The 25,134-nt window shown below is 72.0% G+C and carries 25 protein-coding genes; 11 read left to right on the top strand and 14 right to left on the bottom strand.

Annotated elements, in window-relative coordinates:
- Positions 1-35 precede the first annotated feature (35 nt).
- Positions 36-809: an isocitrate lyase/phosphoenolpyruvate mutase family protein gene (locus ACIO5E_RS06970; RefSeq protein WP_400664620.1), complete on the top strand. Its 774-nt coding sequence runs from the start codon at positions 36-38 to the stop codon at positions 807-809.
- Between the two features lie 7 nt (positions 810-816).
- Here ACIO5E_RS06970 and ACIO5E_RS06965 read toward each other — a convergent pair whose 3' ends face one another.
- Positions 817-1,572, bottom strand: coding sequence for a TetR/AcrR family transcriptional regulator (locus ACIO5E_RS06965; RefSeq protein WP_400664618.1), 756 nt, complete (start codon positions 1,570-1,572; stop codon positions 817-819).
- Between the two features lie 216 nt (positions 1,573-1,788).
- Here ACIO5E_RS06965 and ACIO5E_RS06960 point away from each other — a divergent pair, with 216 nt between their 5' ends.
- A complete protein-coding gene (locus tag ACIO5E_RS06960; RefSeq protein WP_400664616.1) occupies positions 1,789-3,312 on the top strand; it encodes an MFS transporter in 1,524 nt (507 codons plus the stop codon).
- Positions 3,313-3,377: 65 nt separating this feature from the next.
- Positions 3,378-4,103 carry a helix-turn-helix domain-containing protein gene (locus tag ACIO5E_RS06955; RefSeq protein WP_400664614.1) on the top strand — a complete coding sequence of 242 codons (726 nt, stop codon included), beginning with the start codon at positions 3,378-3,380 and terminating at the stop codon, positions 4,101-4,103.
- A gap of 1 nt (position 4,104) precedes the next feature.
- Here the strand turns inward: ACIO5E_RS06955 and ACIO5E_RS06950 are convergent, their stop codons facing one another.
- The 3 genes from ACIO5E_RS06950 to ACIO5E_RS06940 form a co-directional block, all read right to left on the bottom strand.
- A complete protein-coding gene (locus ACIO5E_RS06950; RefSeq protein WP_400664612.1) occupies positions 4,105-4,521 on the bottom strand; it encodes a VOC family protein in 417 nt (138 codons plus the stop codon).
- A gap of 70 nt (positions 4,522-4,591) precedes the next feature.
- Positions 4,592-5,206, bottom strand: a complete 615-nt coding sequence (locus tag ACIO5E_RS06945; protein WP_400664611.1) for an NIPSNAP family protein — start codon at positions 5,204-5,206, stop codon at positions 4,592-4,594.
- Positions 5,203-5,670 (bottom strand): hypothetical protein, encoded by a 468-nt coding sequence (locus tag ACIO5E_RS06940; protein WP_400664609.1) that lies wholly within the window; start codon positions 5,668-5,670, stop codon positions 5,203-5,205. Before ACIO5E_RS06940 ends, ACIO5E_RS06945 begins: the two co-directional genes overlap by 4 nt.
- Before the next feature lie 74 nt (positions 5,671-5,744).
- Here ACIO5E_RS06940 and ACIO5E_RS06935 point away from each other — a divergent pair, with 74 nt between their 5' ends.
- A complete protein-coding gene (locus tag ACIO5E_RS06935) occupies positions 5,745-6,713 on the top strand; it encodes a helix-turn-helix transcriptional regulator (protein ID WP_400664607.1) in 969 nt (322 codons plus the stop codon).
- 24 nt (positions 6,714-6,737) lie between these two features.
- Here the strand turns inward: ACIO5E_RS06935 and ACIO5E_RS06930 are convergent, their stop codons facing one another.
- Positions 6,738-7,982 carry an MFS transporter gene (locus ACIO5E_RS06930; RefSeq protein WP_400664605.1) on the bottom strand — a complete coding sequence of 415 codons (1,245 nt, stop codon included), beginning with the start codon at positions 7,980-7,982 and terminating at the stop codon, positions 6,738-6,740.
- Between the two features lie 127 nt (positions 7,983-8,109).
- Here ACIO5E_RS06930 and ACIO5E_RS06925 point away from each other — a divergent pair, with 127 nt between their 5' ends.
- Positions 8,110-9,045 (top strand): LysR family transcriptional regulator, encoded by a 936-nt coding sequence (locus ACIO5E_RS06925; protein ID WP_400664603.1) that lies wholly within the window; start codon positions 8,110-8,112, stop codon positions 9,043-9,045.
- 128 nt (positions 9,046-9,173) lie between these two features.
- Here the strand turns inward: ACIO5E_RS06925 and ACIO5E_RS06920 are convergent, their stop codons facing one another.
- Positions 9,174-9,791: a helix-turn-helix domain-containing protein gene (locus ACIO5E_RS06920; protein ID WP_400664601.1), complete on the bottom strand. Its 618-nt coding sequence runs from the start codon at positions 9,789-9,791 to the stop codon at positions 9,174-9,176.
- Positions 9,788-11,284 (bottom strand): MFS transporter, encoded by a 1,497-nt coding sequence (locus ACIO5E_RS06915; protein ID WP_400664599.1) that lies wholly within the window; start codon positions 11,282-11,284, stop codon positions 9,788-9,790. The genes ACIO5E_RS06920 and ACIO5E_RS06915 overlap by 4 nt, the downstream gene beginning before the upstream one ends.
- A gap of 348 nt (positions 11,285-11,632) precedes the next feature.
- Between ACIO5E_RS06915 and ACIO5E_RS06910 the strand changes: the two genes are divergently transcribed.
- The 3 genes from ACIO5E_RS06910 to ACIO5E_RS06900 all read left to right on the top strand — a co-directional run bounded on the left by ACIO5E_RS06910 (position 11,633) and on the right by ACIO5E_RS06900 (position 13,753).
- On the top strand, positions 11,633-12,838 hold the full coding sequence (locus ACIO5E_RS06910) for a PP2C family protein-serine/threonine phosphatase (protein ID WP_400664597.1): 1,206 nt from the start codon (positions 11,633-11,635) through the stop codon (positions 12,836-12,838).
- A 270-nt stretch (positions 12,839-13,108) separates the two neighbouring features.
- Positions 13,109-13,354 (top strand): hypothetical protein, encoded by a 246-nt coding sequence (locus ACIO5E_RS06905; protein ID WP_400664596.1) that lies wholly within the window; start codon positions 13,109-13,111, stop codon positions 13,352-13,354.
- Positions 13,355-13,501: 147 nt separating this feature from the next.
- On the top strand, positions 13,502-13,753 hold the full coding sequence (locus ACIO5E_RS06900) for a hypothetical protein (RefSeq protein ID WP_400664595.1): 252 nt from the start codon (positions 13,502-13,504) through the stop codon (positions 13,751-13,753).
- A 213-nt stretch (positions 13,754-13,966) separates the two neighbouring features.
- On the opposite strand, the gene ACIO5E_RS06895 is transcribed toward ACIO5E_RS06900, so the two are convergent.
- Together ACIO5E_RS06895 and ACIO5E_RS06890 are read right to left on the bottom strand one after the other, a co-directional pair.
- A complete protein-coding gene (locus ACIO5E_RS06895) occupies positions 13,967-15,235 on the bottom strand; it encodes an ATP-binding protein (RefSeq protein WP_400664594.1) in 1,269 nt (422 codons plus the stop codon).
- A gap of 101 nt (positions 15,236-15,336) precedes the next feature.
- Positions 15,337-16,593, bottom strand: coding sequence for an alpha/beta hydrolase (locus tag ACIO5E_RS06890; protein WP_400664592.1), 1,257 nt, complete (start codon positions 16,591-16,593; stop codon positions 15,337-15,339).
- Positions 16,594-16,719: 126 nt separating this feature from the next.
- Between ACIO5E_RS06890 and ACIO5E_RS06885 the strand changes: the two genes are divergently transcribed.
- A complete protein-coding gene (locus ACIO5E_RS06885; RefSeq protein WP_400664590.1) occupies positions 16,720-17,178 on the top strand; it encodes a MarR family winged helix-turn-helix transcriptional regulator in 459 nt (152 codons plus the stop codon).
- Positions 17,179-17,854: 676 nt separating this feature from the next.
- Here ACIO5E_RS06885 and ACIO5E_RS06880 read toward each other — a convergent pair.
- From ACIO5E_RS06880 to ACIO5E_RS06860, 5 genes are all read right to left on the bottom strand, one after another.
- A complete protein-coding gene (locus ACIO5E_RS06880; RefSeq protein ID WP_400664588.1) occupies positions 17,855-18,277 on the bottom strand; it encodes a PIN domain nuclease in 423 nt (140 codons plus the stop codon).
- The gene (locus tag ACIO5E_RS06875) at positions 18,274-18,489 is read right to left on the bottom strand and encodes a type II toxin-antitoxin system VapB family antitoxin (protein ID WP_400664586.1); all 216 of its coding nucleotides are present in this window, start codon (positions 18,487-18,489) and stop codon (positions 18,274-18,276) included. The genes ACIO5E_RS06880 and ACIO5E_RS06875 overlap by 4 nt, the downstream gene beginning before the upstream one ends.
- A gap of 297 nt (positions 18,490-18,786) precedes the next feature.
- Positions 18,787-19,200, bottom strand: coding sequence for a MarR family winged helix-turn-helix transcriptional regulator (locus ACIO5E_RS06870; RefSeq protein ID WP_400664584.1), 414 nt, complete (start codon positions 19,198-19,200; stop codon positions 18,787-18,789).
- Positions 19,201-19,218: 18 nt separating this feature from the next.
- The gene (locus tag ACIO5E_RS06865) at positions 19,219-20,622 is read right to left on the bottom strand and encodes a DHA2 family efflux MFS transporter permease subunit (protein WP_400664582.1); all 1,404 of its coding nucleotides are present in this window, start codon (positions 20,620-20,622) and stop codon (positions 19,219-19,221) included.
- A gap of 49 nt (positions 20,623-20,671) precedes the next feature.
- Complete coding sequence (locus ACIO5E_RS06860; RefSeq protein ID WP_400664580.1) at positions 20,672-21,514, bottom strand: NAD(P)H-binding protein; 843 nt, start codon at positions 21,512-21,514, stop codon at positions 20,672-20,674.
- 104 nt (positions 21,515-21,618) lie between these two features.
- Here ACIO5E_RS06860 and ACIO5E_RS06855 point away from each other — a divergent pair, with 104 nt between their 5' ends.
- Positions 21,619-22,143, top strand: a complete 525-nt coding sequence (locus tag ACIO5E_RS06855; RefSeq protein ID WP_400664578.1) for a MarR family winged helix-turn-helix transcriptional regulator — start codon at positions 21,619-21,621, stop codon at positions 22,141-22,143.
- A gap of 665 nt (positions 22,144-22,808) precedes the next feature.
- On the top strand, positions 22,809-24,893 hold the full coding sequence (locus ACIO5E_RS06850; protein ID WP_400664576.1) for a SpoIIE family protein phosphatase: 2,085 nt from the start codon (positions 22,809-22,811) through the stop codon (positions 24,891-24,893).
- Positions 24,894-25,134 lie beyond the last annotated feature (241 nt).

The following is a 25,134-nucleotide window of genomic DNA, read 5'->3' as shown; positions in this document are numbered from 1 at the left end:
ATGGCCCTGACCCGATGACGCCCGGAGGAGACCCGATGACCGCCTTCGCCGCCCTGCACCACCGCCCCGGCCGCCCGCTGCTGCTCCCGAACGCCTGGGACCACGCATCGGCGGCCGCCCTCTCCGCCGCGGGGTACACCGCGATCGGTACCACCAGCCTGGGGGTGGCGGCCGCCGCCGGCCTGCCCGACGGCGCGGCCGCCACCCGTGCGGAGACCGTACGGCTGGCCCGCCGGCTCGGCCGCGACGGGTTCCTGCTGAGCGTCGACGCCGAGTCCGGATTCAGCGACGACCCCGAAGAAGTCGCGGCCCTGGCCGTCGAGTTGGCGCAGGCCGGGGCGGTCGGCGTCAACCTGGAGGACGGCCGGGCGGACGGCACCCTGGCGCCGTCGGCCGTCCACGCGGCGAAGATCGCGGCGGTGAAGGCGGCCGCGCCGGGGCTCTTCGTGAACGCCCGCACCGACACCTACTGGGCCGGGAGCCGCGACCCCGGGCCGGAGACGGTCCGCCGCCTGGAGGCCTACCAGCGGGCGGGCGCGGACGGCGTGTTCGTCCCGGGGCTGGCCGATCCGGTGGCCATCGCGGGCCTGGTCGGCCGGCTCGCCGTCCCGCTCAACATCCTCTGGACGCCGACCGGCCCCAGCTTCGTCGAACTCGCCGCGCTGGGGGTGGCCAGGGTCAGCCTCGGTTCGCTGCTGTACCGCTCCGCGCTGGCGGCGGCGGTGGCCACGGCGGCGGCCGTCGCCGCGGGCGGTGCGGTCGGTCCGGTGCCGGGGTATGCCGAGATCCAGGCACTGAGCGGAGAGTGACGATCCGTCAGGTCACCTGGCGGGTCCGCCGGCCGACCTCGATGCCGTCCAGGATCAACCGGATGCCGTTGGCGAATCCGCTCTCCCGGCCGTCGGACATCTCCTGCGGCACCTGGGTGGTGTACACCCGGTGCAGGCGCGGGTAGTCCCTGGTGGCGTCGACGACGGCGGGCAGCAGCTGGTCCATCCACTCCTGCTCGTCCCGGCCGTGCCGCGCCAGCTCGCTCAGCCAGGCGGCCTCCACGCCGGCCGCCCCGATGGTGTAGCCGACGACGGCGCCCATCGCGTCGTTGGCCTCGGCGAGGCCGAAGCCGGACTCCTCCAGGAGGGTCAGCACCGCCTCGGACAGCCGCATCCAGCTGGGGCCGAAGTAGACCATCCCGACGTCGCCGATCACCGAGACCATCCACGGGTGGCGCAGGATGGCCGCGCGCATGCCTGCGGCGTACTCGGCGACGGCCTCGCGCCAGGCGTCCGGGCGCCGACTGCCGTCCGCGTCGAGCAGCGGGATCTCGCCGAACACCTCGTCGACGACCAGCGCGAGCAGCTCCTCCTTGTTGGCGACGTGGGTGTACATCGAGGTGGCGCCGGCGTTGAGGCGGGCGCCGAGCTTGCGCATGCTGAGGGCCTCGATGCCGTTGCCGTCCAGGATCGCGAGGGCCTCCGCGACGATCTGCCGGCGGCTGAGCGGCGGCTGCTCGCGCCGCGCGGGCTGGGGGCGGCTCCACAGGGCGCCCGGCGCATCCTTCGGCCTGGCCGTCATCCGGCCCTCCTCTCGGTCTTCGCCCGCCTGCTCGGCTCGGCTTCTCTCCGTTCAGCATAAGCCGCGCCGAACGGTGTGCGGCGTTGCGAACGGTGTGCGGCGTCCGTACAGTGTGCGGAGCGGAGCGCGCCGCACCCGTGGGGACGGGGCGCGGCGTGCCCGCGCAGACGTCCGCCCGACCCGGGGCCGGCGCGCTCACTTCGAAGGGGGATCGCGGTGGACCGTCATCCGCGGCGCTGGCTCATCCTGATCGTGCTCTGTCTCAGCAGCCTGGTGCTGGTGGTCGACAACATGGTGCTCACGGTGTCCATCCCGCAGATCGCGGAGGACCTCAAGGCCGGGGCGCAGGACATCCAGTGGATCATCGACTCCTACATCCTGGTCTTCGCGGGCCTGCTGCTCACCTCGGGCAGCCTCTCCGACCGGTTCGGCCGGCGGAAGGTGATGATCATCGGACTGGTGCTGTTCGGTGCGGCCTCCCTGGTCGCGTCCGTCGCCGACAGCCCGGGGCAGCTCATCGCCGGGCGTGTCCTGATGGGCGTCGGCGGGGCGCTGGTCATGCCGAGCACGCTCTCCATCCTGATCACCGTCTTCGACGACGAGGAACGGCCCAAGGCGATCGCCGCGTGGAGCGCGGTGGCCATGCTCGGCCTGGTCGGCGGGCCGGTGCTCGGCGGTGCGCTGATCGCGCACTTCTGGTGGGGCGCGGTCTTCCTGATCAACGTGCCGGTCGCGGTGGTCGCCATCCTCGCGGCGGCCGTGCTGATGCCGGAGTCCAAGGGGCCGTGGCGCCGGCCGGACCTGCCCGGCATGCTGCTCTCGATGGTCGGGATGACCGCGCTGGTCTGGTCGATCATCGTGCTGCCCCGGGACGGCATCACCAGCCCCGGCACGCTCGGCGCGCTCGCCGTCGCGGTGGTCTCGCTGGCCGGGTTCGGGGTGCGCCAGGTCCGGGCCGAGTCGCCGATGGTCCCGCTCAAGCTGTTCCGCAACCGGGTGTTCACCGGAGCCAGCTTCTCGCTCGTCCTGCTGGCCTTCGCGACCGGCGGCCTGATGCTGGTCCTCACCCAGTACCTGCAGTTCGTGCTGGAGTTCTCGCCCACCGACACCGGCCTGGCGTTCATCCCGCTGGCCGTCGCCTCGCTGGTGTTCAACGCGCTCGGCGCCGCCCTCGGCAAGAAGGTCGCCCCGCGGGTGATGGTCTCGGCCGGCATGCTGGTCATGGCGGCCGGGTTCGGGCTGCTGGCCACGCTCTCGGTCGGCGACGGATTCACCAAGGTCGCCCTGGCCATGCTGGTGCTGGGCGTCGGCTCCGGCGTCGGGATGCCGGCCGCGGCCAACGCGCTGATGGGCGCGATCCCGGCCGAGCACGCCGGCGTCGGCTCCGCGCTCAACGACACCATCCAGCAGTCCGGTTCCGCGCTGGGCGTGGCCATCCTCGGCACCGTCCTGTCCAGCACCTACACCGGCGCGATGCCCGCCGACGCGCCCGCCGCCGGGAGGCACGCGATCACGGACGCGCTGGCCCTCTCCACGAGCACCGGGGACGGTGGCCTGGCCGCCGCCGCCCGCGACGCCTTCAGCACCGCGACCTCCGTCACCTTCACGGCGGGCGGGATCTCCGTCCTGGCGGCCGCGGCGCTGACCCTGGTGCTGATGCGGGACGGCCGCAAGCCCGGCCCGACCGGGACCGGGAGTGCGGCCGGGGCGGCGGAGCCGGCCGGGCAGGTGGCGGGCTGAGCCTGTCGGGAGCGGGCCCGGGTACCGGCGGCGACGCCGGCGCCCGGGCCCGTAGCCTTTGTCCCATGGCCCCTGAACGCGCCGTGCTCCCCGCGTACGCGGAGCGGGCGTCCCGGCTGCCGGGAGCGGTCGTGTGGACGCGTCGGGCCATCGGGCGTACGGGTGGCGGCGAGGCCGGCCTCGTGCTGCCCGACGGCTGCATGGACCTGCTCTGGACCGAGGGCCGGCTGCTCGTCGCCGGGCCGGACACCCACGCCTTCCGCCCCGGGCCGGGACTGCTCGGACCCTGGGCGGGCGTCCGCCTGCCGCCCGGTGCCGCTCCCGCCCTGCTCGGCGTGCCGGCGCACGAACTGCGCGACCAGCGGGTCGAGTTGGCGGACCTGTGGCCCGGCGCCGAGGTGCGCCGCCGCACCGGGCGGATCGACGCGGCACCCGATTCGGCCGTCGCCCTGGAGGACCTCGCGCTGCGCCTGGCGGCCGACGCGCGGCCCGTGGACCCGCTCGTCCGGGCGGTTGCCGACGCCCTGGCGGCCGGCCGTTCCGTCGCGGCGACCGCCGAGTCGGTCGGCCTCGGCGCCCGGCAGCTGCACCGCCGCTCGCTGACCGCCTTCGGCTACGGGCCCAAGACCCTCGCCCGGATCCTCCGGCTGCAGCGCGCCCTCGCGCTGGCCCGCTCCGGCGTCCCCCTGGCCGAGACGGCGGCCCGGACGGGCTACGCCGACCAGGCTCATCTGGCGCGTGATGTAAGGGAGTTGGCGGGAATCCCGCTGACCTCGCTGCTGCCCCGCTGACTCAGCCGGCGGTGCCCGGCAGCGGCGCGAACAGGTCGACGCCGTTGCCGTCCGGATCGTGCACCACGGCGTACCGCTGGCCCCAGAAGGCGTCCCAGGGCTTCAACTCCCCGTGGTGCCCGGCGCCGACCAGGTCCTCGTACACCGCGTCCACCTGCGCGGGGTCCTCGCACCGGAAGGCCAGGGACACCCGCCCGCCACCCGTCGGCGGCCGCCAGGCCGGGTGGAACGAGCGGATGGTGGACTCGGGGTCGAGGGCCAGGCGCAGCCCGCCCGGCAGCTCGGCCTCGACGTGCGGCTCCCGCTCGGCCCCGTCGGGAAACGCGAGCCCGAGCCGCCGGTAGAAGGCGATCGAGGCGGCCAGGTCGGAGACGGCGAGGCCCACGACGGCGAACTGCGGTGCTGGTGTGCTGTTCATGCCCGCCACGGTAGGCGGCGCCCGAACGCCTCGTCTTGAACGAATCGGACACCCCGGCCGGTCACCACGGTCACCACTTCGATCTGACCGGTTCCAGGCGCAGTTGCTGCGGAGCGGTGTGCAGCCGGGGCGGCAGCTCATCGGCCCAGGGCAGGGCGGGTGCCGCGGCGCCGGCGGTGAACCAGAGGAGGACGTCCTCGCCGGTGCGGACCGGCAGGGCCGGGAAGTTGTTCTCGGCATGCTCGGTGCGGTGGACGCCGAGTGGCGGCAGGTCGGCGGCGGCCAGCGCGGGGCGTACGTGCCGCGCGAAGTACTCGGCGAAATCCGGCTGCCTCGGGTGACAGATGGTGAGGGTGACCGCCTCGGCGTCCGGTGGCGGGGTGAAGCCGGGGCCGTCGAGCAGCAGGACGTCGTCCGAGTCGAGCATGGTGGCGTTGGCCTCGTCCCGGTGGGCCTTCCAGACCGGACCGTAGTAGAACGCGCTCAGCGCGCGGGCGCGGGCCGCCATGTCGGGGAAGGCCCGCAGCCAGACGAAGCGATCCGGGTCGTCCACGTCGAGGAAACGGCCGCCGAGCGTGATGCCGACGGACTCCTGTCCGGCGACGAGCTCCCGCTCGAACAGGGAGACCAGGGTGTCCCGCGCTCCGGGGTGGAGGGTGTACTGACGCAGTTCGACGATGCTCATGCTTCCGCTCCCCGGACACGGCTGAGGTCCATCACCCAGTTGCGCTCCCAGCTGCGACCGCCGTCCGCCGAGAACTCCTGCTCCCAACGGGCCGTGTCGTGGCCGAGCCGGAGCCAGGTGAAGTGGACCCGGATGGCGCGACCCCCGTACGCGTCATCCCCGTGGAAATCACCGCGGTCTCCCGTGAACGAGCCCGTCACCGGCGGGTCGAGCCGGCCGCTGCGGCTGTCCGACCAGTGAATGGCCCACTGCTTCCGCTCCGGGTCGTACAGACGCAGCGTCACGCCCTGGTAGCCGAGCGTCGGGAAGGTGATCTCGTCGATGTTTCCGGCGCCACCGAACAGCGGGCGCACGGACGCCCGACCGGGGAACTCCTGCCAGTCGTCGCTCCGGTCGGACAGCGGCTCGGCGAGGCGGCGGTTGGCCACGTCCCAGACGCCGTGAAGGAAGTCGAAGTCGTCCATGCGGTGGAGAGTAGGAGTACTTCACTGACATCTCCTGTCAGGTGAGTGAGAAGCCCCGGCGGATACTTGCCGTCATGCGTGCCGACCGGTTGATCTCCCTGTTGCTGCTGTTGCAGACCCGTGGACGGATGACCGCGCAACAGCTCGCCGAGGAGCTGGAGGTTTCCGTGCGGACGGTCTACCGGGACGTGGAGGCGCTCGGTACGGCCGGCATCCCGCTGTTCGGGGAGGCGGGGCACGCGGGTGGGTACCGGCTGCTCGACGGGTACCGGACCCGGCTGACCGGGCTGACGGCGGACGAGGCACAGGCGGCGTTCCTGGCCGCGCTGCCCGGGCCGGCGGCCGAGTTGGGTCTCGGCGAGGTGTTGGCGGCCGCTCAGCTGAAGCTGCGGGCCGCGTTGCCGGCCGAACTGCGCGAACGCGCGGGGCGGATCCAGGAACGCTTCCTCCTGGACGCGCCCGGCTGGTACGGGAACGGCGACGAGACGCCGCACCTGCCGGCGGTGGCGGCGGCGGTGTGGGGGCGACGGGTGATCTCGGTTCGCTACCGCCGGTGGACGGCGCCGGAGGAGGTCGAGCGGCGGCTGGAGCCGTACGGGCTGGTGCTCAAGGCCGGGAGGTGGTACCTGGTGGCGGCGAGCGGGGGCGACCCGCGCACCTACCGGGTCGACAAGATCCTCGAACTGCGGCTGCTGGACGAGGAGTTCTCGGCGCCGCCGGGCTTCGATCTGGTCGCGCACTGGCAGGCGCAGCTGTCCGACTTCCACGCGCGACTGCACACCGGAGAGGCGGTGGTGCGCTTGTCGCCGCGCGGGGTCGGTCGGGTGCGGGAGCAGCTCGGGCACGCGGTTGCCGATGCGGTCGCCACCACCGGCGCCCTGGACGCCGACGGCTGGACGGTGGCGACCGTCCCCATCGAGTCGATCGACCACGCCCACGGCGAGTTCCTCAAGCTGGGCACCGACCTGGAAGTCCGCCAACCCCAGTCCCTGCGAGCCCGGATCGCCACCACCGTCCGCACCCTCGCGGCTCGCTATGCCTGAGGCCCACCGGCGGGTGGCGGGGTGTCACGAGTGGCTACGGGCCGGTTCCGGCGCGTGCTGCGACGTCTGGTCCCGGCGGGGAAGCAGGAGCGGGGTGGCCAGGATGAGCAGTCCCGCGACCGTGAGGGCGGTGCGTGGGCCGGTGACGTCGGCGAGCAGCCCGCCGAGCGCGGTGAAGACGGCGATGGACGCCTGCTGGCCGATCGACCAGGCAGAGAGGGTGCGGGCGACGAGGTGCGTGGGCGTGCGTTCGAGCCGGTAGGAGGCGAGCACCGGGGTGTACAGGCTCATGTTGACGATGATCGCCAGCTCGACGGCCATCACGGTGACGAGGCCGACCACGCCGGGACGGACGAGGGCCAGGCCGATCAGCCAGACGGCGCGCAGGGTGCCGACGGTCCGGAAGACCCGGTGCCGGCCGTAGCGGTCCACGACCCGGGGGGCCAGCCGGGAGCCGATGAGTCCGCCGAGACAGGGGGCGGCGAACGCGAGGCCGTACTGCCACGCCGGGAAGCCGAGCTGGCGGAGCAGGAGCACGGCCAGCAGCGGCTCGGTGGCCATGATCAGACCGGAGACGACCATGTTGTTGAGGTAGAGCGCCCGCAGGCCGGGATCGCCCAGGATGTGCCGCCAGCCGTCGAGCAACGCGTCTGCCCGTACCGGGCCCTTGCCGGTCGGTTGCGGCGCTTCCTCCCGGCCGCGGATCGCGGTGATGCCCAGCGCGGAGAGCAGGTAGCTGAGCCCGTCGGCCACCACGGTGGTGACCGGCCCGAACAGTCCGATCGCCGCCCCGCCCAGCGGTGGCCCGACCGCGGTGGAGCTCCAGTTCGTGGACTCGAACCGCGCGTTGGCGACGAGCAGGTCGTCCGGCCGGACGAGGTCCTTGAGATATGCGCCGCTGGCCGCGTTGAACGCGATCTTGGCCGCGGCGACCACGGCCGAGATCACGAGCAGTTGGACGAAACCTAGCCGACCGAGGGCATAGGCGACCGGGATCGTCGCCGTGGCGGCGAACCGGGTCAGGTCCATCACGATCATGACCGGGCGCTTGCGCCGGAAGTCCACCCACGGCGCGAGCGGCACCGCGATCAGCGCGCCCACCGCGGGCCCCACGGCGGACAGCGCGGACACCTCGGCGGGGCCGGCGTGCAACACCAGCACGGCGATCAGCGGCAATGCCCCGAACCCCAGCCCGGACCCGTACGCGCTCACCGCGTACGCCGCCCACAGCCAGCCGAACTGCCGGCCCAACGGCCTTCTGCCCACCATGCTCAGCGCTCCCACCCGTACAAACCGACGTTGACCGGTGAGAGCTAATCGAGCAGCGCAACAGCGGGTCAAACAACCACACTGCCGAACAGGCACAACCATCCGTTGTTCACTAAGGTGGATCGGCGTGGACCTCGAAGCAGTGCGCACCTTCGTCGCCGTCGTGGAAGCGGGCCAGTTCCAGAAGGCCGCCACCGACCTGTCGATCACCCAGCAGGCCGTCTCCAAACGCATGGCCACGCTGGAACGCGACCTCGGCGTGCGGCTGTTCACCCGCGCCCCCCGAGGTGCCGAGCTCACCATCGACGGGCAGGCGTTCCTGCCCCACGCCTGCGAGCTGCTGCGGGTCGCCGAGCGCGCGGTCACGTCCGTGCGCCCCGGCCGCCGTCCGCTGCGCGTCGACGTGATCGCCTCGCGCGGCGCGCAGTCGGGCCTGATGCGCGGCTTCCACCGCGCGCACCCCGAGATCGACCTCGACGTGGTGATGCTGTTCGACATCGAGACGGCCGTCACCGCCGTCCGCTCCGCTGCGATCGACGCGTCCTTCCGCGCCGTCGCCGCGCCCGGCCGGCCCCTGCCCGAGGAGATCGAGTCCGTCCGGGTGCTCGACGAACCGCTCCAGCTCCTCACCGGCCCCGCCCACGCGCTGGCGGGCGCCCGGTCGGTGACCGTCGCCGAACTGGTCGGGCACCGGATCTGGATGCCCGGCATCGTCCCCGGCACCGAGTGGGGCGCCTACTACGACGACCTCGTCGCCGAGTTCGGCCTCACCATCGAGGCGACCGGGCCCGACTTCGGCTCCGACGCGCTCCTCGACACCATCGCCGACACCCCGGCCCTGGCCACCCTCATGGGCGAGCACACCCGCCTCATCTGGCCCGCCGACCACGGCCTGCGCCGCATCCCGGTGACCGACCCGACGCCCGTCTACCCGCACTCGCTCCTCTGGCACCGCGACAACCCCCACCCGGCGCTGACCACCCTCCGCGCCCACCTCGCCGCCACAGCGGCCGGCCACGACGCCGCCGGAACCTGGACACCGGACTGGGTGATCCCGCGCTGAAGCCGCCACACCCGGCTGCGCGCCGACGGCTTCGACGTCCGGGTTCCCTCCCGACGGGCGCCCTCCCGCCGCTCGCCGCGCCCTTCGGCTGGTGGTGGTGCCCCTGCCGGATCCGGGGCCGGACTCCGTTACCGGGTCGGGCGGCTCGCGGCCAGCAGGTCGTGCAGAAGCGGCAGCAGTTCCCCGGGTTCGGCCTCGGCGAGTTCGCCGAAGGCCCCGCTGGATCGAGCCAGGATGATCCCTGCGAAGGCTGCCGCCGCGAGTTCGGCCCGCAACTGTGGACGGTCCACCTGCTCGGCGGCGAAGCGGTCGCGCAGCGGCTCCACCAACCGTTCGTGGAGGTAGGTGCGGGCGGCCTGCTGCACCTCGGTCCTGTCGCCGGGCAGTACCGCGGCCTGGAAGGAGGGGCCGGGGCCGCGTTGGGAGAAACGCTCCAGCAGACCGCGCAAGCGGTCCTCCTCCAGGAGGTCGGCAGGTACGGAGTCGCCCAGCTCGACGCGGACGGTGGCCAGGTAGAGCTGGGTCTTGCCGCCGAAGTACCGGGCGATCAACGCCGGGTCCACACCGGCCCGTTCACCGATCTCCCGGGTGGTGGTGCGCTCGAAACCGCGATCCGCGAAGAGTTCCATCGCCGCCCGGATCAGGAGCTCCCGGCTGCGGGCGGCGTCCCGGCGCCGGGGTGCCCCCGGCTCCGGCCGATCGCCGCCAGGGGTGGTGGGGTCGGTCCCGGGGGCGGCCTCGGTCACCGCTCGGCCCCGGCCCGCAGGACGGGCACCTCGCCCTCGCCGGCCACGCCGTCGGCGATGCTCTCGTCCACCATCAGCTCCTCGTCCACGCACGCATCCCTGCGGGAGGCGGTCACGGCACTGAGCCGCGGCAGGACGATCGTAACCAGCCCGATCACCACCCACACCGCGCAGCCGATCAGCGCCGCGTCCCGGTAACCACCGTCAGTGGGCAGTTGCCGTCCGGGCTCGGTGTGCGCCTGGAGCACGGCGCCGCACAGCGCGCTGCCGGTGGAGTAGCCGACGTAGCGCAGCACCTGGTTGAAGCTGACCGCGCTGCCGACCTCGCGGGCGGGCACCGCGTTGACGATCAACCCCGGCATCACGGCGAAGGTGCAGCCGACCCCGAGTCCGGCGATCCCCATCACGACCAGGAGCTCCCACAAGTGGTCGCGGGCGAACAGGAAGAACAGCATCGAGACCAGCGAGATCGCACAACCCAGCGGCAGCACCAGGGCGGACGAGGTGCGCCGGGCGAGGACCGGGACCACCTTGCTGGACAGCAGGCTGAGCGCCGAGAACGGCAGCAGCACGAGGCCGGCGACCACGACCGAGGCGCCCAGGCCGTAGCCGGTGCCGGCCGGGGTCTGGACGTAGCGGATCACCAGCGACATCAGCAGGTACATCCCGACGCCCGCGACCAGGCCGGCCACGTCCGCGGTCAGCACGACGGGGTTGGTCAGGCTGCGCAGGTCGACCAGCGGGTGGGCGGTGCGCAGTTCGTGCCATATCCAGGTGATCAGCAGCAGGAGGGAGCCGGCGGCCACCGTCCACAGGCGGGCGCCGGCCCAGCCCCAGGTCTCGCCCTCGCTGAGCACCAGCAGCAGTCCGACCAGCGCCAGGCCGAGCAGCACCGCGCCGAGCGCGTCCAGCGGGCGCCGTTCACGGTCCGTGGTCGGCGGCAGGACCAAGGCGGCCAGCACCAGGGCCAGGGCGCTGATCACGGCGCCGAACCAGAAGCCCGCGTGGATGCCGAAGGATTCGGCGATCAGGCCGGTGATCGGGTAGCCGAGGCCGACCCCGGCGACGGTGGTGATGGAGAGCAGCGCGACCGCCGAGCGGGAGGCCGCGGCGGGCAGGCCGTCCCGCGCGGTGGCGATGGCCAGCGGGGTCAGTCCGAGCCCGACACCCTGCAGCGCGCGTCCCGCGAGCAGCCAGCCGAAGCCGAGCGGCAGTGCGGCCAGCACGCTCCCGAGGACCACTACCGCGGCCGCGGTGAGCGTGACGGTACGCCGGTCCGGGCCGTCGCCCAGACGACCCAGCACCGGAGTGGTGAGGGCCCCGACCAGCATGGTGATGGTCAGCGACCACTGCGCCTCGGAGAGCGACACGTGGTCGACGGCCGCGATGGTCGGGATCATCGGCGCACCGAGGCTGCTGATCACCGCCACCACGGCGCTGAGGAACACCAGGACGGGCACCAGAGCCCGCTCACGTCGGCTGGGGCTCTCCATGGACGCGCCTTCCCTTGCCGGAGATCGATTGCCTGAACGGAGACCGCACGCCGCACCCGCCGTCCGGGCATCCCGGGGCATGCGCGCAGCACACGATGTCATCAGTTGATGTCTTCAGATGATGACATACGCCGGCCGCCGGACAGAAGGCCGCATCGACAGGAGGACGGAAGGAAGAGCGTGATCTGCAGCTCGGGGAACGACGAAGGCCCGGCGGGCGACCGGGGGCGCAATGCACTGCCGTCGGGCGTAATGGAAGGACCCGCCCCGGCGAACTGCGCCGGAGTGTCGGGGCCGATCGAGCCGGTGCCGAGTGCCGCGACCGGAGGAGGACGGCGGTGAGCGAGGATGAGCGGTGAGCGGTCGTCCGGCGCAGCGGGGCCGGACCGGTCGGAGGGTCGCGGCGAACGTCTGCTGGGCGCGCTGCTTGATCGGGCCCATGAGCTGCCGCCCCAGCTGATCGCCCCGCTGGTCGCCGACGTGGTGCGCGGGCTCGGCGGCCGTGACCCGGCGCTCCTGCTGCAGGACTACGGCCAGCTGGTGCTGGCGCCGCTGTCGGGGCGGGGGTTGGCAGCCGGGAAGCCGGTGCCGATCGACGGCTCCCCCGCGGGTGCGGCCTTCCTGCGCGGTGCCCCCGTCGAGGAACCGCAGGCCGACGGGGTGCGGGTGTACCTGCCGTTGCTGGACGGCGGCGACGAGGTGGGGATACTGGCCCTCACGCTGGATGCCGTCGATGACGAGGACCGGCGGCTGTTGCGGCGCCTCGCCACCCTGGCCGCCGACTTGCTGGTCACCAAGAGCGGCTACACCGACCGGATCTTCCAGGCCCGGCGCCTCGAACGGATGAGCGTGGCCGCCGAGATCCAGTGGTCGCTGCTGCCGCCGCTGTCGATGACCGTCCACCGGGTCGCCGTGGCCGGCGTCCTCGAACCCGCCTACCAGGTGGCCGGCGACAGCTTCGACTACGCGCTCAACGACGACCTCCTGCACGTGGCCACGATCGACGCCATGGGCCACGGGCTCGACGCCGCGACCATGGCGACCGTCGCCATCGGCGCGTACCGGCACGCCCGGCGCGCCGACATCGGACTGGCCGAGATCTACGCGTTCATGGACCGGGCCATCGCCGAGCAGTTCGGGCCGGACCACTTCGTCACCGCGCAGATGATGCGCCTGGACACCCTGACCGGCCACCTGCAGTGGGTCAACGCCGGCCATCCCCAGCCGCTGCTGATCCGCGACCACGTCGTCGTCGAGCGGCTGGAGAGCGAGACCACCCTGCCGGTCGGTTTCGGCGGCGAAGAGCCGGTGATCAGCGAGCGGGCACTGCGGCACGGTGACCGGGTCCTGTGCTTCACCGACGGCCTGGTCGAGGAGCGCGAGCCCGGCGGGGAGCAGTTCGGGGAGGAGCAGCTCATCGACTGGGTCAACCGTGTCGAGCGCTCGCAGGCCGGGGTGCGGGCCGTGGTGCGCGCGCTCTCCCACGTCCTGAAGGAGAAGCGGGGCGGGCGCACGAGCGACGACGCCACCCTGTTCCTGATCGAGTGGCGCTGAGCGGGCCGGCACCCCGCGCCGGCACCCCGCGCAGGCTCTCCTGACCGGCCGGGTCGGCGCGGTGTGGCCGGAGTACCGTGGGGGTACCGGGGCGGCCCGGCCGCCGTTCCCCAGCGGTCGGCCCCCGCTCGGTGGGGCTGGCGTCCACGGACAGGTGGCGAGCCGTGTCGGACGAAACCGGTGCTGAGCTCCCGGGCCTTCTGAGGGCCGGGCCTGGGCCCTCTCTTCCGGGCCGGGCTCCTCGGGTGGACAGGAAGGCGGGGCAGCGAGATGTCCGTCTACGTGAAGCTCTCGGCCGACGCCCGGGCGCCGGAGGAGCCCTCGAAGGGGCCGCTGGACATGCAGTACGAGGATGGTGCGGACGGCGTCACCTTCGAGTACGACCTGCATCCGAGCGGTGCGCTGCGCGTCCTGCGGGTCTTCGAGGACACGCCGTACCGGATCGAGGTCTGCTTCGGCCCCGGGGCGTGGCTCCAGGTCGTGGGCAGCTACCTGCGAAGCGGCGCCGAGTACTGACGGCGATCCGGTCCGGACGAACCGAGGGCCCTCGGCGGCCGCTGCCCGGCTGCTCGGCGGCGGCCGGGCGGAGTCCACCGGTCGCGGTCGATCCGCCCCGCCCATACCGTCGTGTCCGGGGCGGGAACGTCGGCACGGGAGGCCAGGATGCGGCACTACCGATGGGTTCTGGAGACGCAGGACGACGAGGGCCGCTGGTCCCGGCAGGACGGCGCTCCCATGCAGGATCCGCTGGAGTACGACGGGCCGCCCCAGCGGGCGGCCAACCACCTGCGGGACGTGTTCGTGCGCACGCTCTCCCGGCCCGCGCCCGGTCCCCGGGCGATCAGGATCCGCCTCTGGGACGGGGCCGATGCCGCTGGCCGGCCCCAGGCCGAGGCCGAGTGGTCACGCGAGTGACACACCCGGCTCCGCGGCCGTGGCGGGCGTCGCCCGTCCCGCCGACTCCGCGGGTACCGGCCAGGAGGCGGCCCGGCTGCGGGCGACGTCCGCCCGCCTGCCGGCCTCACCGGCGCCGCCGGAGGGAGAGGCGGCCGACGGCAGGAAGTCCGAACGAGACTCCGGGTCTGCCGCGCCGCCGCCCGTCCACGGCGGAGGGACGAGGGCGGCAGCTCAGACACGCCCGTAGCGTTCCGCCTGGTCGGCGAACTCCCGGGCCATCTCCTCGGAAACGGTCGGACGGGTGCGGTGGATGGCGTCCAGGTAGTCCTGGGTGCCGGGTTGGGTCCGCTCCCCCGTGTCGAGGGTGCGTTCGAAGGCGTTCTGGGCGACCGCCATGGCGACCTGCCTGATGTCGGCGGGAGTGAAGCCCTCGCTGGCCTCGGCGAGGGCCGCCGTGTCGGCGGCGGTACCCGTTTTCGCCGTGTAGCCGGCCCACAGCGCCTCGCGGGCCGCGGAGTCGGGCGGCCCGACCGGCAGGACGTAGTCGAACCGGCCGTGGCGCAGGAACGCCGGGTCCAGGGCGGCCACCGAGTTGGTGGCGCAGACGAGGAGCCGGCCGTCGCGGTCACGGAACCGCACGATGGACTTGAGGAGTTCGTTGACCACGCCGACCGACGCGGGGGCGGCGAGGCTCCGCGTACCGGCGACCTCCTCGACCTCGTCGATGAACAGCAGCACGTGGTCGAGCTGTGCCACCTCCTCGAAGCGGCGGCCGAGTCCGGTGGCCAGCCCGTCCTCGGACGCGAGCCGGGAGGGGAAGAGTTCGATGAACGGCCAGCCGAGCCGACCGGCCACGGCCTTGGCGAACGTGCTCTTGCCCGTGCCCGGCGGACCGAACAGCACGACCGCGCGGGGCGGTTCCACTCCGTGGGCGTCCGCCAGCTCGGGGTTCGCCAGGGGCAGCACCAGCCGCCGTTCGATGAGCCGCTTCTCGTCGGCCATGCCCGTGAGCCGCTCCCAGAGGCGGGCGTCGGGCATGACCGCGCCCAGCATCGCCAGGACCGTCGGGCCCTGGGCGCTGACGACCTCCGACTTCTCGAAGTACGTCAGCCCCCGGTGGGGGTGGAATCCGGAGTTGACCAGCGCGGTGGCGCCGGTCTCCTCCTCGGGCAGCACCGCTGCGACGGTCCTGGCGCCGGCGTCCCGCAGACGGTGCTCCAGTGCGGACAGCAGGGCGGTGCCGATGCCCAGGTTCCGCCAGCCGGGGTGCAGGGCGATGCGCAGCACCCATGCCCGATCCCCGTCCACTCGGCCCACCGCCGCGCCCACGAGACGTCCGTCGGCCATCACGACCACGCTCGGATCACGTGCCTGCAACGCGGCGACCACGTCGGAGAGGCGGAAGACGGCGGCGCGATCCGTGGTGGTGCTGTCCGCGTCGAGCCGGACCACCGCTTCGAGGTCGTCCGGGGTGAAGTCCCGGACATGCCATACAGCCATGCGTCACTCTCGAACGTCGCGCGCTCCCGGACTTCCATCATCGGCCGACCCCGGTGTGGCCGCCCGCCCGGACGAGCGGCCACGGCCGGTCCGCGTCGGCGTCACGCCTGGCGGGCGTCGGTGATCTGGGCAGGGATGGCGCCGAGCCACCAAGTGGGGTTGGCGGTGCCGTCGGTGGTGCGGCCGTCGCTGTGCACGTAGTGGCGCACGTCGCGGCCGGGCTCGTGGAACGCGCCGTTCAGGGCGCGCTCGATCCACTCGGCGCCGAAGCGGAACACCTCGGCGGCGGCCCCGCCCAGTGGGTGGAACTCGTTCTCGTAGACGCGGATCTCCTTGGGTGCGCGGATCCGCTCGTAGTTGGCCAGGGCCTGCTCCAGCTGGGTGAGCTCGTCGAACTCGCCGATGCCGTACAGGACCGGGCAGGTGATCTCCTGGACGAGGTCGCCGAGCGGCATGCGGTCGACCAGCTCGCGGTCGAAGGCGTCCTCGTCGGTGTAGCCGGCCATGAACATGTAGTTGTTCTTGAAGGTCGGCTGGGCCCGCTCGAAGATCGTCCGGAAGTCGCCGGTGACTGCCTCGAAGGCGGCCAGCGCGGCGAGCCGGCGGTCGGTGGCCGCGGCGCGCGAACCCCAGTAGCCGCTCATCGAGATGCCGAACATGCCGATCCGGGCCGGGTCGACCTCCGGGAGCGAGGCCAGGTGGTCGAGGTAGCGGCTGATCGCCCGCTCGTAGTTGGTGAGGTCGACGGTGAGCCCGTTGGCCCGGCTCTCGCCCTGGCCCGGGCCCTCGATGGAGAGGGCGACGATCCCGCGCGAGGTGTAGTACCGCTCGGCCGCATAGATGTAGTCCTCCTTGATCATGTCCATCCCCGGCCCGAGGATCACCGCAGGGGCGTTCTGCACCTCGCCGGCCGGCAGGTGCAGCAGCCCGAAGATCTGGCTGCCCTCGAAGTCCAGGGCCACCCGGCGGACCCGGTTGTCGCGCAGTGCGCCCAAGCGCTCCACGCAGTGGTTGGCGTGCTCGCGAAAGGCGAGCTTGCGCGGGTCGGTGGCGTCGAAGACGGAGTACTGGGCGCGGCCCCACATCACCGCGGCGCGCACGTACAGGTCGGCGGCGGTCTGGGCGAAGCCGCCCCGCTCGTGGTGGGCGGCGCGCTCCTCGGCCTGGCCGGCCACGGTGGCCCAGGCCTTGGGGAGCATCGCGCCGCTCTTCACCAGCTCGAAGACCTTGTCGAAGTCGGTGTGGTCGTGGCCGAGCTGCTCCAGGGTGCCCTTGGCCTGGGGGTGCAGGGCGTCGAAACCGCCCTGGGCGAGGGCGATGTCCAGGGCCCAGCTCTGGCCGGTCGAACGAACAGTCATCACGGATGTCCTCTCTCGATGGGGTGCTCGGCAGCTGCTTCCGCATTGCCTAAGTACTTATCTATTAAGTACTTAGGTTAAAGTGCTGTCAACTCATCCATCGACCCGCGCCACGGAGGCCGCCTCATGTCCGAGTCACAGCCATCCCCCACGCGCGATGAGGCTCTCGACCAGCTCGCTCGCGCCGCCTACCGCCTCAGTGCCGCCGACTCCCGCCTACGCGGACGCGCAACCCGCACCCCCGGCGCGCTTTCCCTCACCCACGCACGGGCACTGCGCGTCCTGGTCGAGATGGGCCCGCTGCCGATCGGCCAGCTGGCCGCCGCCACCGAGACCACCGGCGCCGCCACCACTCAGCTGGTCAACGGCCTCGCCGCGGCCGGCTACGTCACCCGTGAACGCCCTGCGGGTGACAAGCGATCGGTCCTGGTCACCCTCACCGACGCGGGCCGGCGCCGCCACCACGAACGTCAGGCCGTCCTGGCCCGGGCGCTCGACACTGCACTCGCGCATCACGATGCCGTTGACCTGGGCATCGCGACCGATGTGCTGCGGCAGCTGGCCGCCGTCTATGACCGGCTGTGACCACGGTGCCGCCGGGCCGGGCCCGGCGATTGTTCGCGCGCACGGCGGCCCCGATCGGGGACACGGCTCCGAGGGCGAGTGCGCCGAGCAGTTCCGCCTCCCGGATCAGGGTGGCGAACGGTCCGGTGTCCTGGGGGAGTTCGTCGGCGAGCGGGCGGAGCCACGCGAGCAGCGCCCCCAGCTCGGCCGGGGTCGTCGCGCCTTCGCCGGCCGGGAGCTGTGGCGCGGCGGTGAGCAGCCCGTGCCGGGCCTGGACGCAGCCTCCGCAGGGCGGTGCCCCGGCGAGGACGGGCAGCGCCTTCCCGTCCACGCGTTCCGCAGCGGCGCCGCCATGTGCAGCAGGCCGTTGCCGGCCGGTCAGAGCCGGGGAACGACGAAGACCCGGACCGCTGAGCGGGTCCGGGCCTTCTGTCGGCGGAGGATGCGAGATTCGAACTCGTGAGGGGTTGCCCCCAACACGCTTTCCAACTGTACGTCTGGATGTCCGGCTGGATCCATAGGTGTTCTGACCTGCGGTGGAGTCGCTTGCCCGCCGGGCTTCGGACTGCGCTGGACGGGGGTGAACGCAACCAGAACTGCAACCAGAGTGCCGCCCTGTCTCACCATCTCACGGCGCGTCATCACGGGACCCGGGCTCTCCTCCACTCTCCCGATCACGGACGGGCCCGAGCATGATTCACTTGCCGCTCTCTGGCCCATACCACTGGAGGGCCTGGCCGGTGACGTTCGCGATGCAGTCGAAGTCGCGGTCTCGGTGGAGGAGTGTCAGGCCCTGTAGTTCGGCCGTGGCGGCGACGATCAAGTCGACGGCTCCGGCGCTGCGGTGCTGATCTCGCCTGGTCAGCAGCTCCTGGACTTGCCAGGCGCGGTCGTAGGCACGGTCATCGACCGGCACCCAGCCGAACAGCAACCGCATGTCCTCGATCCCCCGAGCGCGGTCGGCTGCTGTCCGTGCGCTGTAGAAGAACTCAAGTTCTGTGATGGGGCAGGTTGCGATCAGGCCCGCCGCTGCGGCCTGGTCCCAGCCGTACTGCTCGGCGTCGCCGCGCATGAAACGCGCGAGCGCGCTGGTGTCGATCAGGAATTGCGCCGCGTTCACCGGCGGTAGTTCCTCTTGTCATCGAAGATCTCAAGGTCGAAGCCCCCCGTATCCGCCGCGGCGCGAAGCCTTGCAAGCGCGAGCGCTCGCCGCCTGTTCTCCAGCACCTCGCGAAGAGCGGTGTTGACCGTCTCCTTCTTGGTGCTGGTGCCGAGAGCCTGTGCCACGTCGGCGAGCAGCTCGTCATCAAGATCGATCACGGTCCGACTCATGCGATGCACCTCCTGATATCAACTCGTACATCAAGTATATCGCTCTATGTATCGACGGGGGGGGGCGCGTTCCCGGCGGTGCCTGGTGCTGCCGCTGGTCCGCCCTGTCGTCGGAGTGAGCGAAGGGATGGCCCTTTGGGAGCGTCCGCATACGTCCTGACCTGTGGCGGAGCGGCGCGTCTGATGAGGCTCGTACGGGGCCGGACGGGGGGTGAATGCAACCAGAACCGCAACCGGGGTCGGATCGGGCGCCCTGGCAATGCGGCTACCGATGACGAAGCTGCGGCTTGGGTGGAGTCATCGTTCCGCTCCGCCCTCCAGGTTGTGGGTCATCCGTTCCAGGACGGTGACGGCGATCCGGTACTCCTCGCGCGTGATGCCGGCCGTCGACAGCTCGCGGAAGGCGTCGACGCGTTCGGCGACCTTGGCGAGGTGGGCGCGGCCGTCGTCGGTCAGGGTGAGGCGGCCCGGCTCCGGGCGGGCGGCCCAGCCGTCGGCGACGGCCGTCCCGATGGCGTCCGTCAGGGCGGTGGCATCGGCGTTGGCGGCCAGGACGGTCAGCACGTCGGTGTCGGTGGCCTGCGGGTCGTCCCCGACGACGTTGAGGATCTGCCAGGCGAGTCGGGTGAGGCCGAACTCGGCCAGCATGGAGTTCATGGAGGTGGTGAGGGCCTTGTCGGTGCGGTTGAGCCAGTAACCGATGGGCTTCATGCGGTGCTCCCGGGCGGGTCAGTGGTGCCGGGGTCGGGCGTTGCGGGGCAGCAGCCAGACGAGGGCACAGCAGGCAAGAGTGGCGACGGCGACCACGGCGAGGCTGTGGACGGCTGCGTTCGTGGAGCCGCCGGGGGTGTGGAAGTAGACGGTGGTGATGGCTGCGGCGCCGATGCTGTTGGCGAGTTGCGCGACGGCGGAGAGGGAACCGCTGGCGCTGCCCGACTCCTTCGGGCCGACGCCGCCGAGGGTGACCTCGTAGACGGTGCCGAAGCAGGTGCCGAGGCCGAGGCCGGTGACGAGGACCGGGGCGACGAGCATCCCTGCTGTCGGGGTGGTGGCCTGGATCAGGACAAGCAGCGACAGCGTCCCGGCCAGCGTGAGCAGCAACCCGACGAGGATGAGCGTTCGGCCGAGGCGGGCCATCAGACGGTGCGCGGCGATCGAGGCGAGGATGATGCCGGCGGCGATCGGGGCGAGGCCGAACGAGGCCTGGGTCGGGGTGCGGTGCAGCCCGTCCTGGAGGAAGAGGGACAGGACGAGGAGCAGGCCGGCGACCGCCGCGTAGAAGACGAGGCCAAGGATCAGTCCGGAGGTGAAGCCGCGGTTCTTCAGCAGCGAGGGTTCGATGAGCGGGCTGGCGGCGCTTCGCTGGCGCAGGCAGAACAGGGCGAGGAGCAGGGCTCCGGTGGTGAGGGAGAGGATCGGGAGGGGCGTCCAGCCGCGGCTGGAGCCGTCGATCAGGCCGTAGAGCAGGCCGAGCATCGTGGTGGCGAGCAGTCCGGAGCCCGGACCGTCGACGGTGACCGTCCGGTCGCCGCTGTCGCGGGGCAGCAGCCGCGTGGCCAGTACGATCGCGAGGCCGCCGAGCGCGATGTTGATCAGGAACATGGAGCGCCAGCCGAAGCCGTCGATGAGGAACCCGGCGAGGACCGGACCGCTGATCGCCGACAGGCCGAGGCAGGGGGCAAAGACTCCGAACGCCTTGCCGAGTTCGTGCGGGGGGAAGACCGCGCCGAGGATGCCGAAGCCCTGGGGGATCACGAGGGCGCCGAAGGCTCCCTGGAGCAGGCGGAAGCCGATGACGGAGGCGGGGTCGAAGGCCAGGCCGCAGGCGACGGACGCGAGCGTGAAGCCGGTGAGGCCGATCAGGAACAGGCGGCGGCGTCCGAACTTGTCACCGAGCCTGCCGCCGACCACCAGCAGGACGCCCATGGCCAGGGCGTAACCGGCGCCGAGCCACTGGACGAGGGCGTCGCCGCCGTTCAGATCGGTGGCGATGGTCGGGGCGGCGACGTTGGTGATCGTCGCGTCGAGGAGGTCGAGGACGGCGGCGAGGAGGACGACGGCGAGGACGGCCCAGCGGCGGCGGTCGGTCGTGGTCTGCGGGGTGGCGGGGGCCTGGGTCAAGGCCGTGGACATGGAATCCCTCGGGTGGAGGGACGGGCCTTGTGGTGTGGGCCCGTCCGGATCAGTGCTGGGTGAAGGCGGGGGCGTTCTCGTGGGCCCACTGCCGGTACGTGCGGGCGGGGCGGCCGAGGAGGGTTTCGGTGGTGTCGGCGATGGCCGCCGGACCGTGGTCGGCGGCCTCCCACAGGTCGAGCAGCGAGGAGACCATCGGCGCGGGCATGTAGTCGCCCATCTGCTGCTCGGCCTCGGCGCGGGTGATCCGCTCGACCGGGATCTCACGGCCGAGGGTGTCGGCGAGGACGGCGAGCTGCTCGCGGAAGGTGAGCGACTCGGGGCCGGTCAGGGTGACCGAGTGGCCGGTGAGGGAGGTGCCGGTCAGGGCCTCAACGGCGATGTCGGCGATGTCCTCGGGGTGGATGGGCGCGATGTGCGCGTCCGGGTAGGCGAGCTGGATCGGCATCGACCGGCCGATGAAGTAGGCCCAGCCGAGGGAGTTGCTGGCGAAGGCGTCCGGGCGCAGGAACGTGCAGGTGAGCTTGGAGGCGGCGAGGGCGCGCTCGACCTGGAGGCTGTGGCTGGCGAGCGGGTCGTTCTCGGCGTCCGGGCCGAGGACGGAGGACGAGGACAGTAGGACGACGTGCTCGACGCCGGCGGCCTCGGCGGCCTTGGCCAGCTCGTGGACGCCGGCGGGCTGGGGGTAGAGGAAGACCTGGCGGACGCCGCGGAGCGCGGCATCGAAGGTCTCGGGCCGGTCGAGGGCGAGCTCGACGGTCTCGACGCCCGTCGGGACGGTCAGTTCGGCGGGGTTGGCGCTGGCGGCGCGGACGGTGAGACCGGCGGAGTGCAGGCGGCCGATGACGGCCTGGCCGACCTTGCCGCGGGCGCCGGTGATGAGGGTGGTCATGGGAGGCTCCATTCGCTGCTTAACGACATATGCATGCTTTCATGCACACGTTTGTGAGTCAACACATGCCTTCGTGGAGTCATCCATGTCTGTACGATGGGGTCATGACGAAGCGCGAGCCGAAGACGGCGGACGAGCTGCTGGACGCCGTGGGCCCGGCCTTCGGGAAGCTGCGACGCTCCTCGCTCCTGGAGGTCGAGGACCCGATCTCCCAGAAGGACCTCAGTCGCACGCTGGTGCTCAGGATCGTCCTGGAGGCCGAGCAGAACGTCCCGGAGAACGGGCTGGCCGGGCAGCCCGGTGCCGGCGAGATCACCGTCGGCGCGGTCGCGCGGCACCTGGGCGTGGACCCGTCGGTGGCCAGCCGCATGGTCTCCGACTGCATCTCGGCCGGCTATCTGATCCGTGCGGCCTCCCAGCAGGACGGCCGCCGCACCGTCCTCCGACTGAGCCCCGACGGCCGTGAGCTGATGGCCCGCTTCGGCCGCCACCAGCGCTCGGCCTTCGAGTACATCACCGCCGACTGGACCGAGCGGGAGCGCCTGGAGTTCGCCCGCCTCATGCTCAAGTACGTCGACTCCCAGGACGCCCTCCGCCACCGACTCCCTGGTGAGGACACTCCGCGCTGAGCCGCCCCGGCGGCTCGTGCCGGTGAAATCGCGGGAATGACGAAGGCCCCGACCGCTGAGCGGTCGGGGCCTTCGATCAAGGCGGAGGATACGAGATTCGAACTCGTGAGGGGTTGCCCCCAACACGCTTTCCAATTCTGCACGCGGGTGTACGGGTGGGTCCGGAACTGTCCTGACCTGCGGCGGAGAGGTCGGTGGAGGGGCCTGTGGACGCCGCTGAACGTTGATGAATGAGCCCAAAACCGAGACCGAAACCGAGGCCGGGATGGGGTCAGGCCACGTGTGGTCCGAAGGCGACGGTGGAGGTGTCGCCGTCCAGGCCGATGTTCAGTGATGCGTCCAGTGCCTTGGCGAGGCGGGTCGGCAGGGGCAGTGTGGGGACGGTTGCGCCAACGGGCCGGCCGGCTGGACTCGCGGAGCCGACGGGATCTTCTCGCCGTCGGAGCCGCAGGGATCCCCATCTTCAGGGCGGGTCGAATCCGGGGCCTGGAATCCGCGTAGCGGTGTGTCATCGTGGGGGTAGGGCGCGACGGCGCGGTCGGCTAATGCAGGAGAGGGCAGCTGTCATGTCCCTACAGCCTGATCACCTTGGCCCTGCCGCGACACATCTCAGGTCCCCGCAGTGGCGGAGCAGGGAGTACGCGGACCTGTTCGGGCAGGCTCCGGTGATTTTCGCTGCGCTGAGCGGCCCGAGGCATGTGCTGGAGGCAGCGAATTCGGCGTTCTTCGAGGCCTGTGGAGGCGACCGCAGGCGCACCGGCGTGCCGATCGGAGAACTGATCCCGGAACTGGCTTCGCAGGGCGTCCTCGACCGGCTCGATGCGGTGTACCACACCGGCACCGCGTACCGGGCCCAAGGCAGGCGGCTCGTGCTCGGTGAGCCGGGGGCGGAGCGGGAGGGGTTCTTCGACTTCACCTACGAGCCCCGCCGAGACCTGGTCGGCCAGGTCGACGGAGTGGTGGTGATCGCGGTGGAGACCACCGCGTACCACCATGCCCAGCTCCTGGCCGCCGAGCAGCGCATCCTGCTGGAGCAGATCGCGCGCGACGCCCCGTTGGACGAGATCCTGAGCGGCATGGCCAGGGCCATCGAGGACCTGTCCCCGGAAATGATCGTCTCGGTGTTGCTTGTCGATGCCGACGGCCGACACCTGCGGCACGGCACCGGCCCGACCCTGCCCGCCTTCTACAACGAGGCGATCGACGGGATCGCCATCGGCGACGGCGTCGGCTCGTGCGGCACGGCCGCCTTCCTGCGCGCGCCAGTGATCGTCACCGACATCGCCACCGATCCCCGGTGGGAGGGCTATCGCGACCTGGCAAAGCGGGCTGAGGTCGCGGCATGCTGGTCCACCCCGATCGAAGGACTGGACGGTCGGCTGCTGGGCACCTTCGCGATATACCACCGCATTCCCAAGGCCCCCGAGGACAAGGACGTGGCGCTCAGCGCCGCGTTCACCCGCATTGCCGCCCTGGCCATCGAACGCCACCGCGCGGTGGAGGCAGGCCATGCCGCCCAGCAGCGTGAGAAAGCGGCCCGTGAGGACTTGGCTTTCGTGTTGGACGCCAGCACCGCCATCACGCGCGAGCTGCACTATTTCGACTGCCTGCAGTGCCTGGCCCGGCTGACCGTGCCGACCTTGGCGCCACTGTGTGCCGTCCACGTGGTCGAGGGTGGCCAGACCCGGCGGATCGCCGTGGCCGCCTCCACCCGCGCCGAGGAAGGCCTCCTCGCCTCCCCCGAACTGAGCGACGAGGTCGACAACGCGGTTGCTCGTGTACTGGCCTCCGGCACCACCGAGACCGACCACTTCGGCGCCCGTACGGGCGGTCCCTTTGCGCAGCTCGGCGTCACCGGTTACGTGTGCGCGCCGCTGGCCACTCGCGGCGGCACCTTCGGCGTACTGACCCTGCTGGCTACTGACCGGCCGATGGACAGCCACATCGTCGCCCTAGCCGAGGAGCTCGCCCGCCGGGCCGCATCCAGTGCTGACAACGCCCACCAGTTTTCCGACCGCGTCCAACTGGCCCGCGACCTGCAGGCAGGCCTGCTGCCTCCCGAGTTGCCCAGGATTCCCGGCACCACTCTGGCGGCCTCGTACCATCCCGCCGGCGAAGGACTCGACGTCGGTGGAGACTTCTACGATGTCTTCCCGCTGTCCGACGACTGCTGGGCGCTCATGATAGGTGACGTGTGCGGGCGCGGTGCGCTGGCCGCCGCCACCACCGGCATGGTCCGCCACACCGCACGCGCCGCCGCCCGTCTCCTGAACGACCCGGCGGCGGTGGTCGCCGCCATCAACGACGCTCTGGCGGAGAGCACCGCCGACGAGGACCGCTTCGTTTCACTCGTCTACGCCGAACTGCGGCAGAACGTATCCCACCTCGCACTGAACCTGATTCGCGCCGGCCACGTACCCCCACTCGTACGCCGCGCCGACGGCACGGTCGAAGAACTCGCCCAACCGGGCATACTCCTGGGTATCGGCCCCCACCCCGACGGTTCTGCTTGCAGTATCGACCTGTATCCGGGCGACGCTCTGATCCTGGTCACCGACGGCATCACCGAGGCACGCTCAGCGGACGGCGAGTTCTTCGGTGAGGACCGCTTGGCTGAGGCCCTCGTCACGCTTGGGACCATGTCCCCCACCGCCACCGCCCTCATCGAGACCGTCACCGCCGCAGTCGCCGCCTTCGCAGCTGATTCCACCATCGACGACCAGGCCGTACTGGTTCTCACCGCCACTTGACAGTGGCCGGCGCCGCAGAGGCCGTGAAAGAAGCGCTGTGAGCGGTCCGGGCCTTCGTCTTGCCTGCTCAGGCACTGCGGAGGATACGAGATTCGAACTCGTGAGGGGTTGCCCCCCAACGCGCTTTCCAACTGTTCGTCCGGCTGTTCAGGGGCGGGTGCGGGCGTCCCGACCTGCGATTGGGCGCTCTTGCTGCCCGAGCGCGATCGCCGCTCGGGGCCGGCCGTGCACAAGCCCGCCG

The sequence above is a fragment of the Kitasatospora sp. NPDC087314 genome (genome assembly GCF_044744365.1).
Taxonomy (GTDB): domain Bacteria; phylum Actinomycetota; class Actinomycetes; order Streptomycetales; family Streptomycetaceae; genus Kitasatospora.
The sequence above is the reverse complement of the archived record's forward strand: the minus strand, read 5'-3'. Positions and strand labels throughout refer to the sequence as shown.

Bases quoted from the DNA above. Each gene is read 5' to 3' on its own strand.
- ACIO5E_RS06900 (WP_400664595.1), top strand. From the start codon at position 13,502: ATGCGGCACTACCGATGGGTTCTGGAGACGCAGGACGACGAGGGCCGC.
- ACIO5E_RS06965 (WP_400664618.1), bottom strand. From the start codon at position 1,572: ATGACGGCCAGGCCGAAGGATGCGCCGGGCGCCCTGTGGAGCCGCCCC.
- ACIO5E_RS06935 (WP_400664607.1), top strand. From the start codon at position 5,745: ATGCGTGCCGACCGGTTGATCTCCCTGTTGCTGCTGTTGCAGACCCGT.
- ACIO5E_RS06905 (WP_400664596.1), top strand. From the start codon at position 13,109: ATGTCCGTCTACGTGAAGCTCTCGGCCGACGCCCGGGCGCCGGAGGAG.
- ACIO5E_RS06890 (WP_400664592.1), bottom strand. From the start codon at position 16,593: ATGACTGTTCGTTCGACCGGCCAGAGCTGGGCCCTGGACATCGCCCTC.
- ACIO5E_RS06950 (WP_400664612.1), bottom strand. From the start codon at position 4,521: ATGAACAGCACACCAGCACCGCAGTTCGCCGTCGTGGGCCTCGCCGTC.
- ACIO5E_RS06875 (WP_400664586.1), bottom strand. From the start codon at position 18,489: ATGAGTCGGACCGTGATCGATCTTGATGACGAGCTGCTCGCCGACGTG.
- ACIO5E_RS06885 (WP_400664590.1), top strand. From the start codon at position 16,720: ATGTCCGAGTCACAGCCATCCCCCACGCGCGATGAGGCTCTCGACCAG.
- ACIO5E_RS06855 (WP_400664578.1), top strand. From the start codon at position 21,619: ATGACGAAGCGCGAGCCGAAGACGGCGGACGAGCTGCTGGACGCCGTG.
- ACIO5E_RS06930 (WP_400664605.1), bottom strand. From the start codon at position 7,982: ATGGTGGGCAGAAGGCCGTTGGGCCGGCAGTTCGGCTGGCTGTGGGCG.
- ACIO5E_RS06955 (WP_400664614.1), top strand. From the start codon at position 3,378: ATGGCCCCTGAACGCGCCGTGCTCCCCGCGTACGCGGAGCGGGCGTCC.
- ACIO5E_RS06915 (WP_400664599.1), bottom strand. From the start codon at position 11,284: ATGGAGAGCCCCAGCCGACGTGAGCGGGCTCTGGTGCCCGTCCTGGTG.
- ACIO5E_RS06910 (WP_400664597.1), top strand. From the start codon at position 11,633: ATGAGCGGTGAGCGGTCGTCCGGCGCAGCGGGGCCGGACCGGTCGGAG.
- ACIO5E_RS06865 (WP_400664582.1), bottom strand. From the start codon at position 20,622: ATGTCCACGGCCTTGACCCAGGCCCCCGCCACCCCGCAGACCACGACC.
- ACIO5E_RS06970 (WP_400664620.1), top strand. From the start codon at position 36: ATGACCGCCTTCGCCGCCCTGCACCACCGCCCCGGCCGCCCGCTGCTG.
- ACIO5E_RS06860 (WP_400664580.1), bottom strand. From the start codon at position 21,514: ATGACCACCCTCATCACCGGCGCCCGCGGCAAGGTCGGCCAGGCCGTC.
- ACIO5E_RS06940 (WP_400664609.1), bottom strand. From the start codon at position 5,670: ATGGACGACTTCGACTTCCTTCACGGCGTCTGGGACGTGGCCAACCGC.
- ACIO5E_RS06945 (WP_400664611.1), bottom strand. From the start codon at position 5,206: ATGAGCATCGTCGAACTGCGTCAGTACACCCTCCACCCCGGAGCGCGG.
- ACIO5E_RS06870 (WP_400664584.1), bottom strand. From the start codon at position 19,200: ATGAAGCCCATCGGTTACTGGCTCAACCGCACCGACAAGGCCCTCACC.
- ACIO5E_RS06895 (WP_400664594.1), bottom strand. From the start codon at position 15,235: ATGGCTGTATGGCATGTCCGGGACTTCACCCCGGACGACCTCGAAGCG.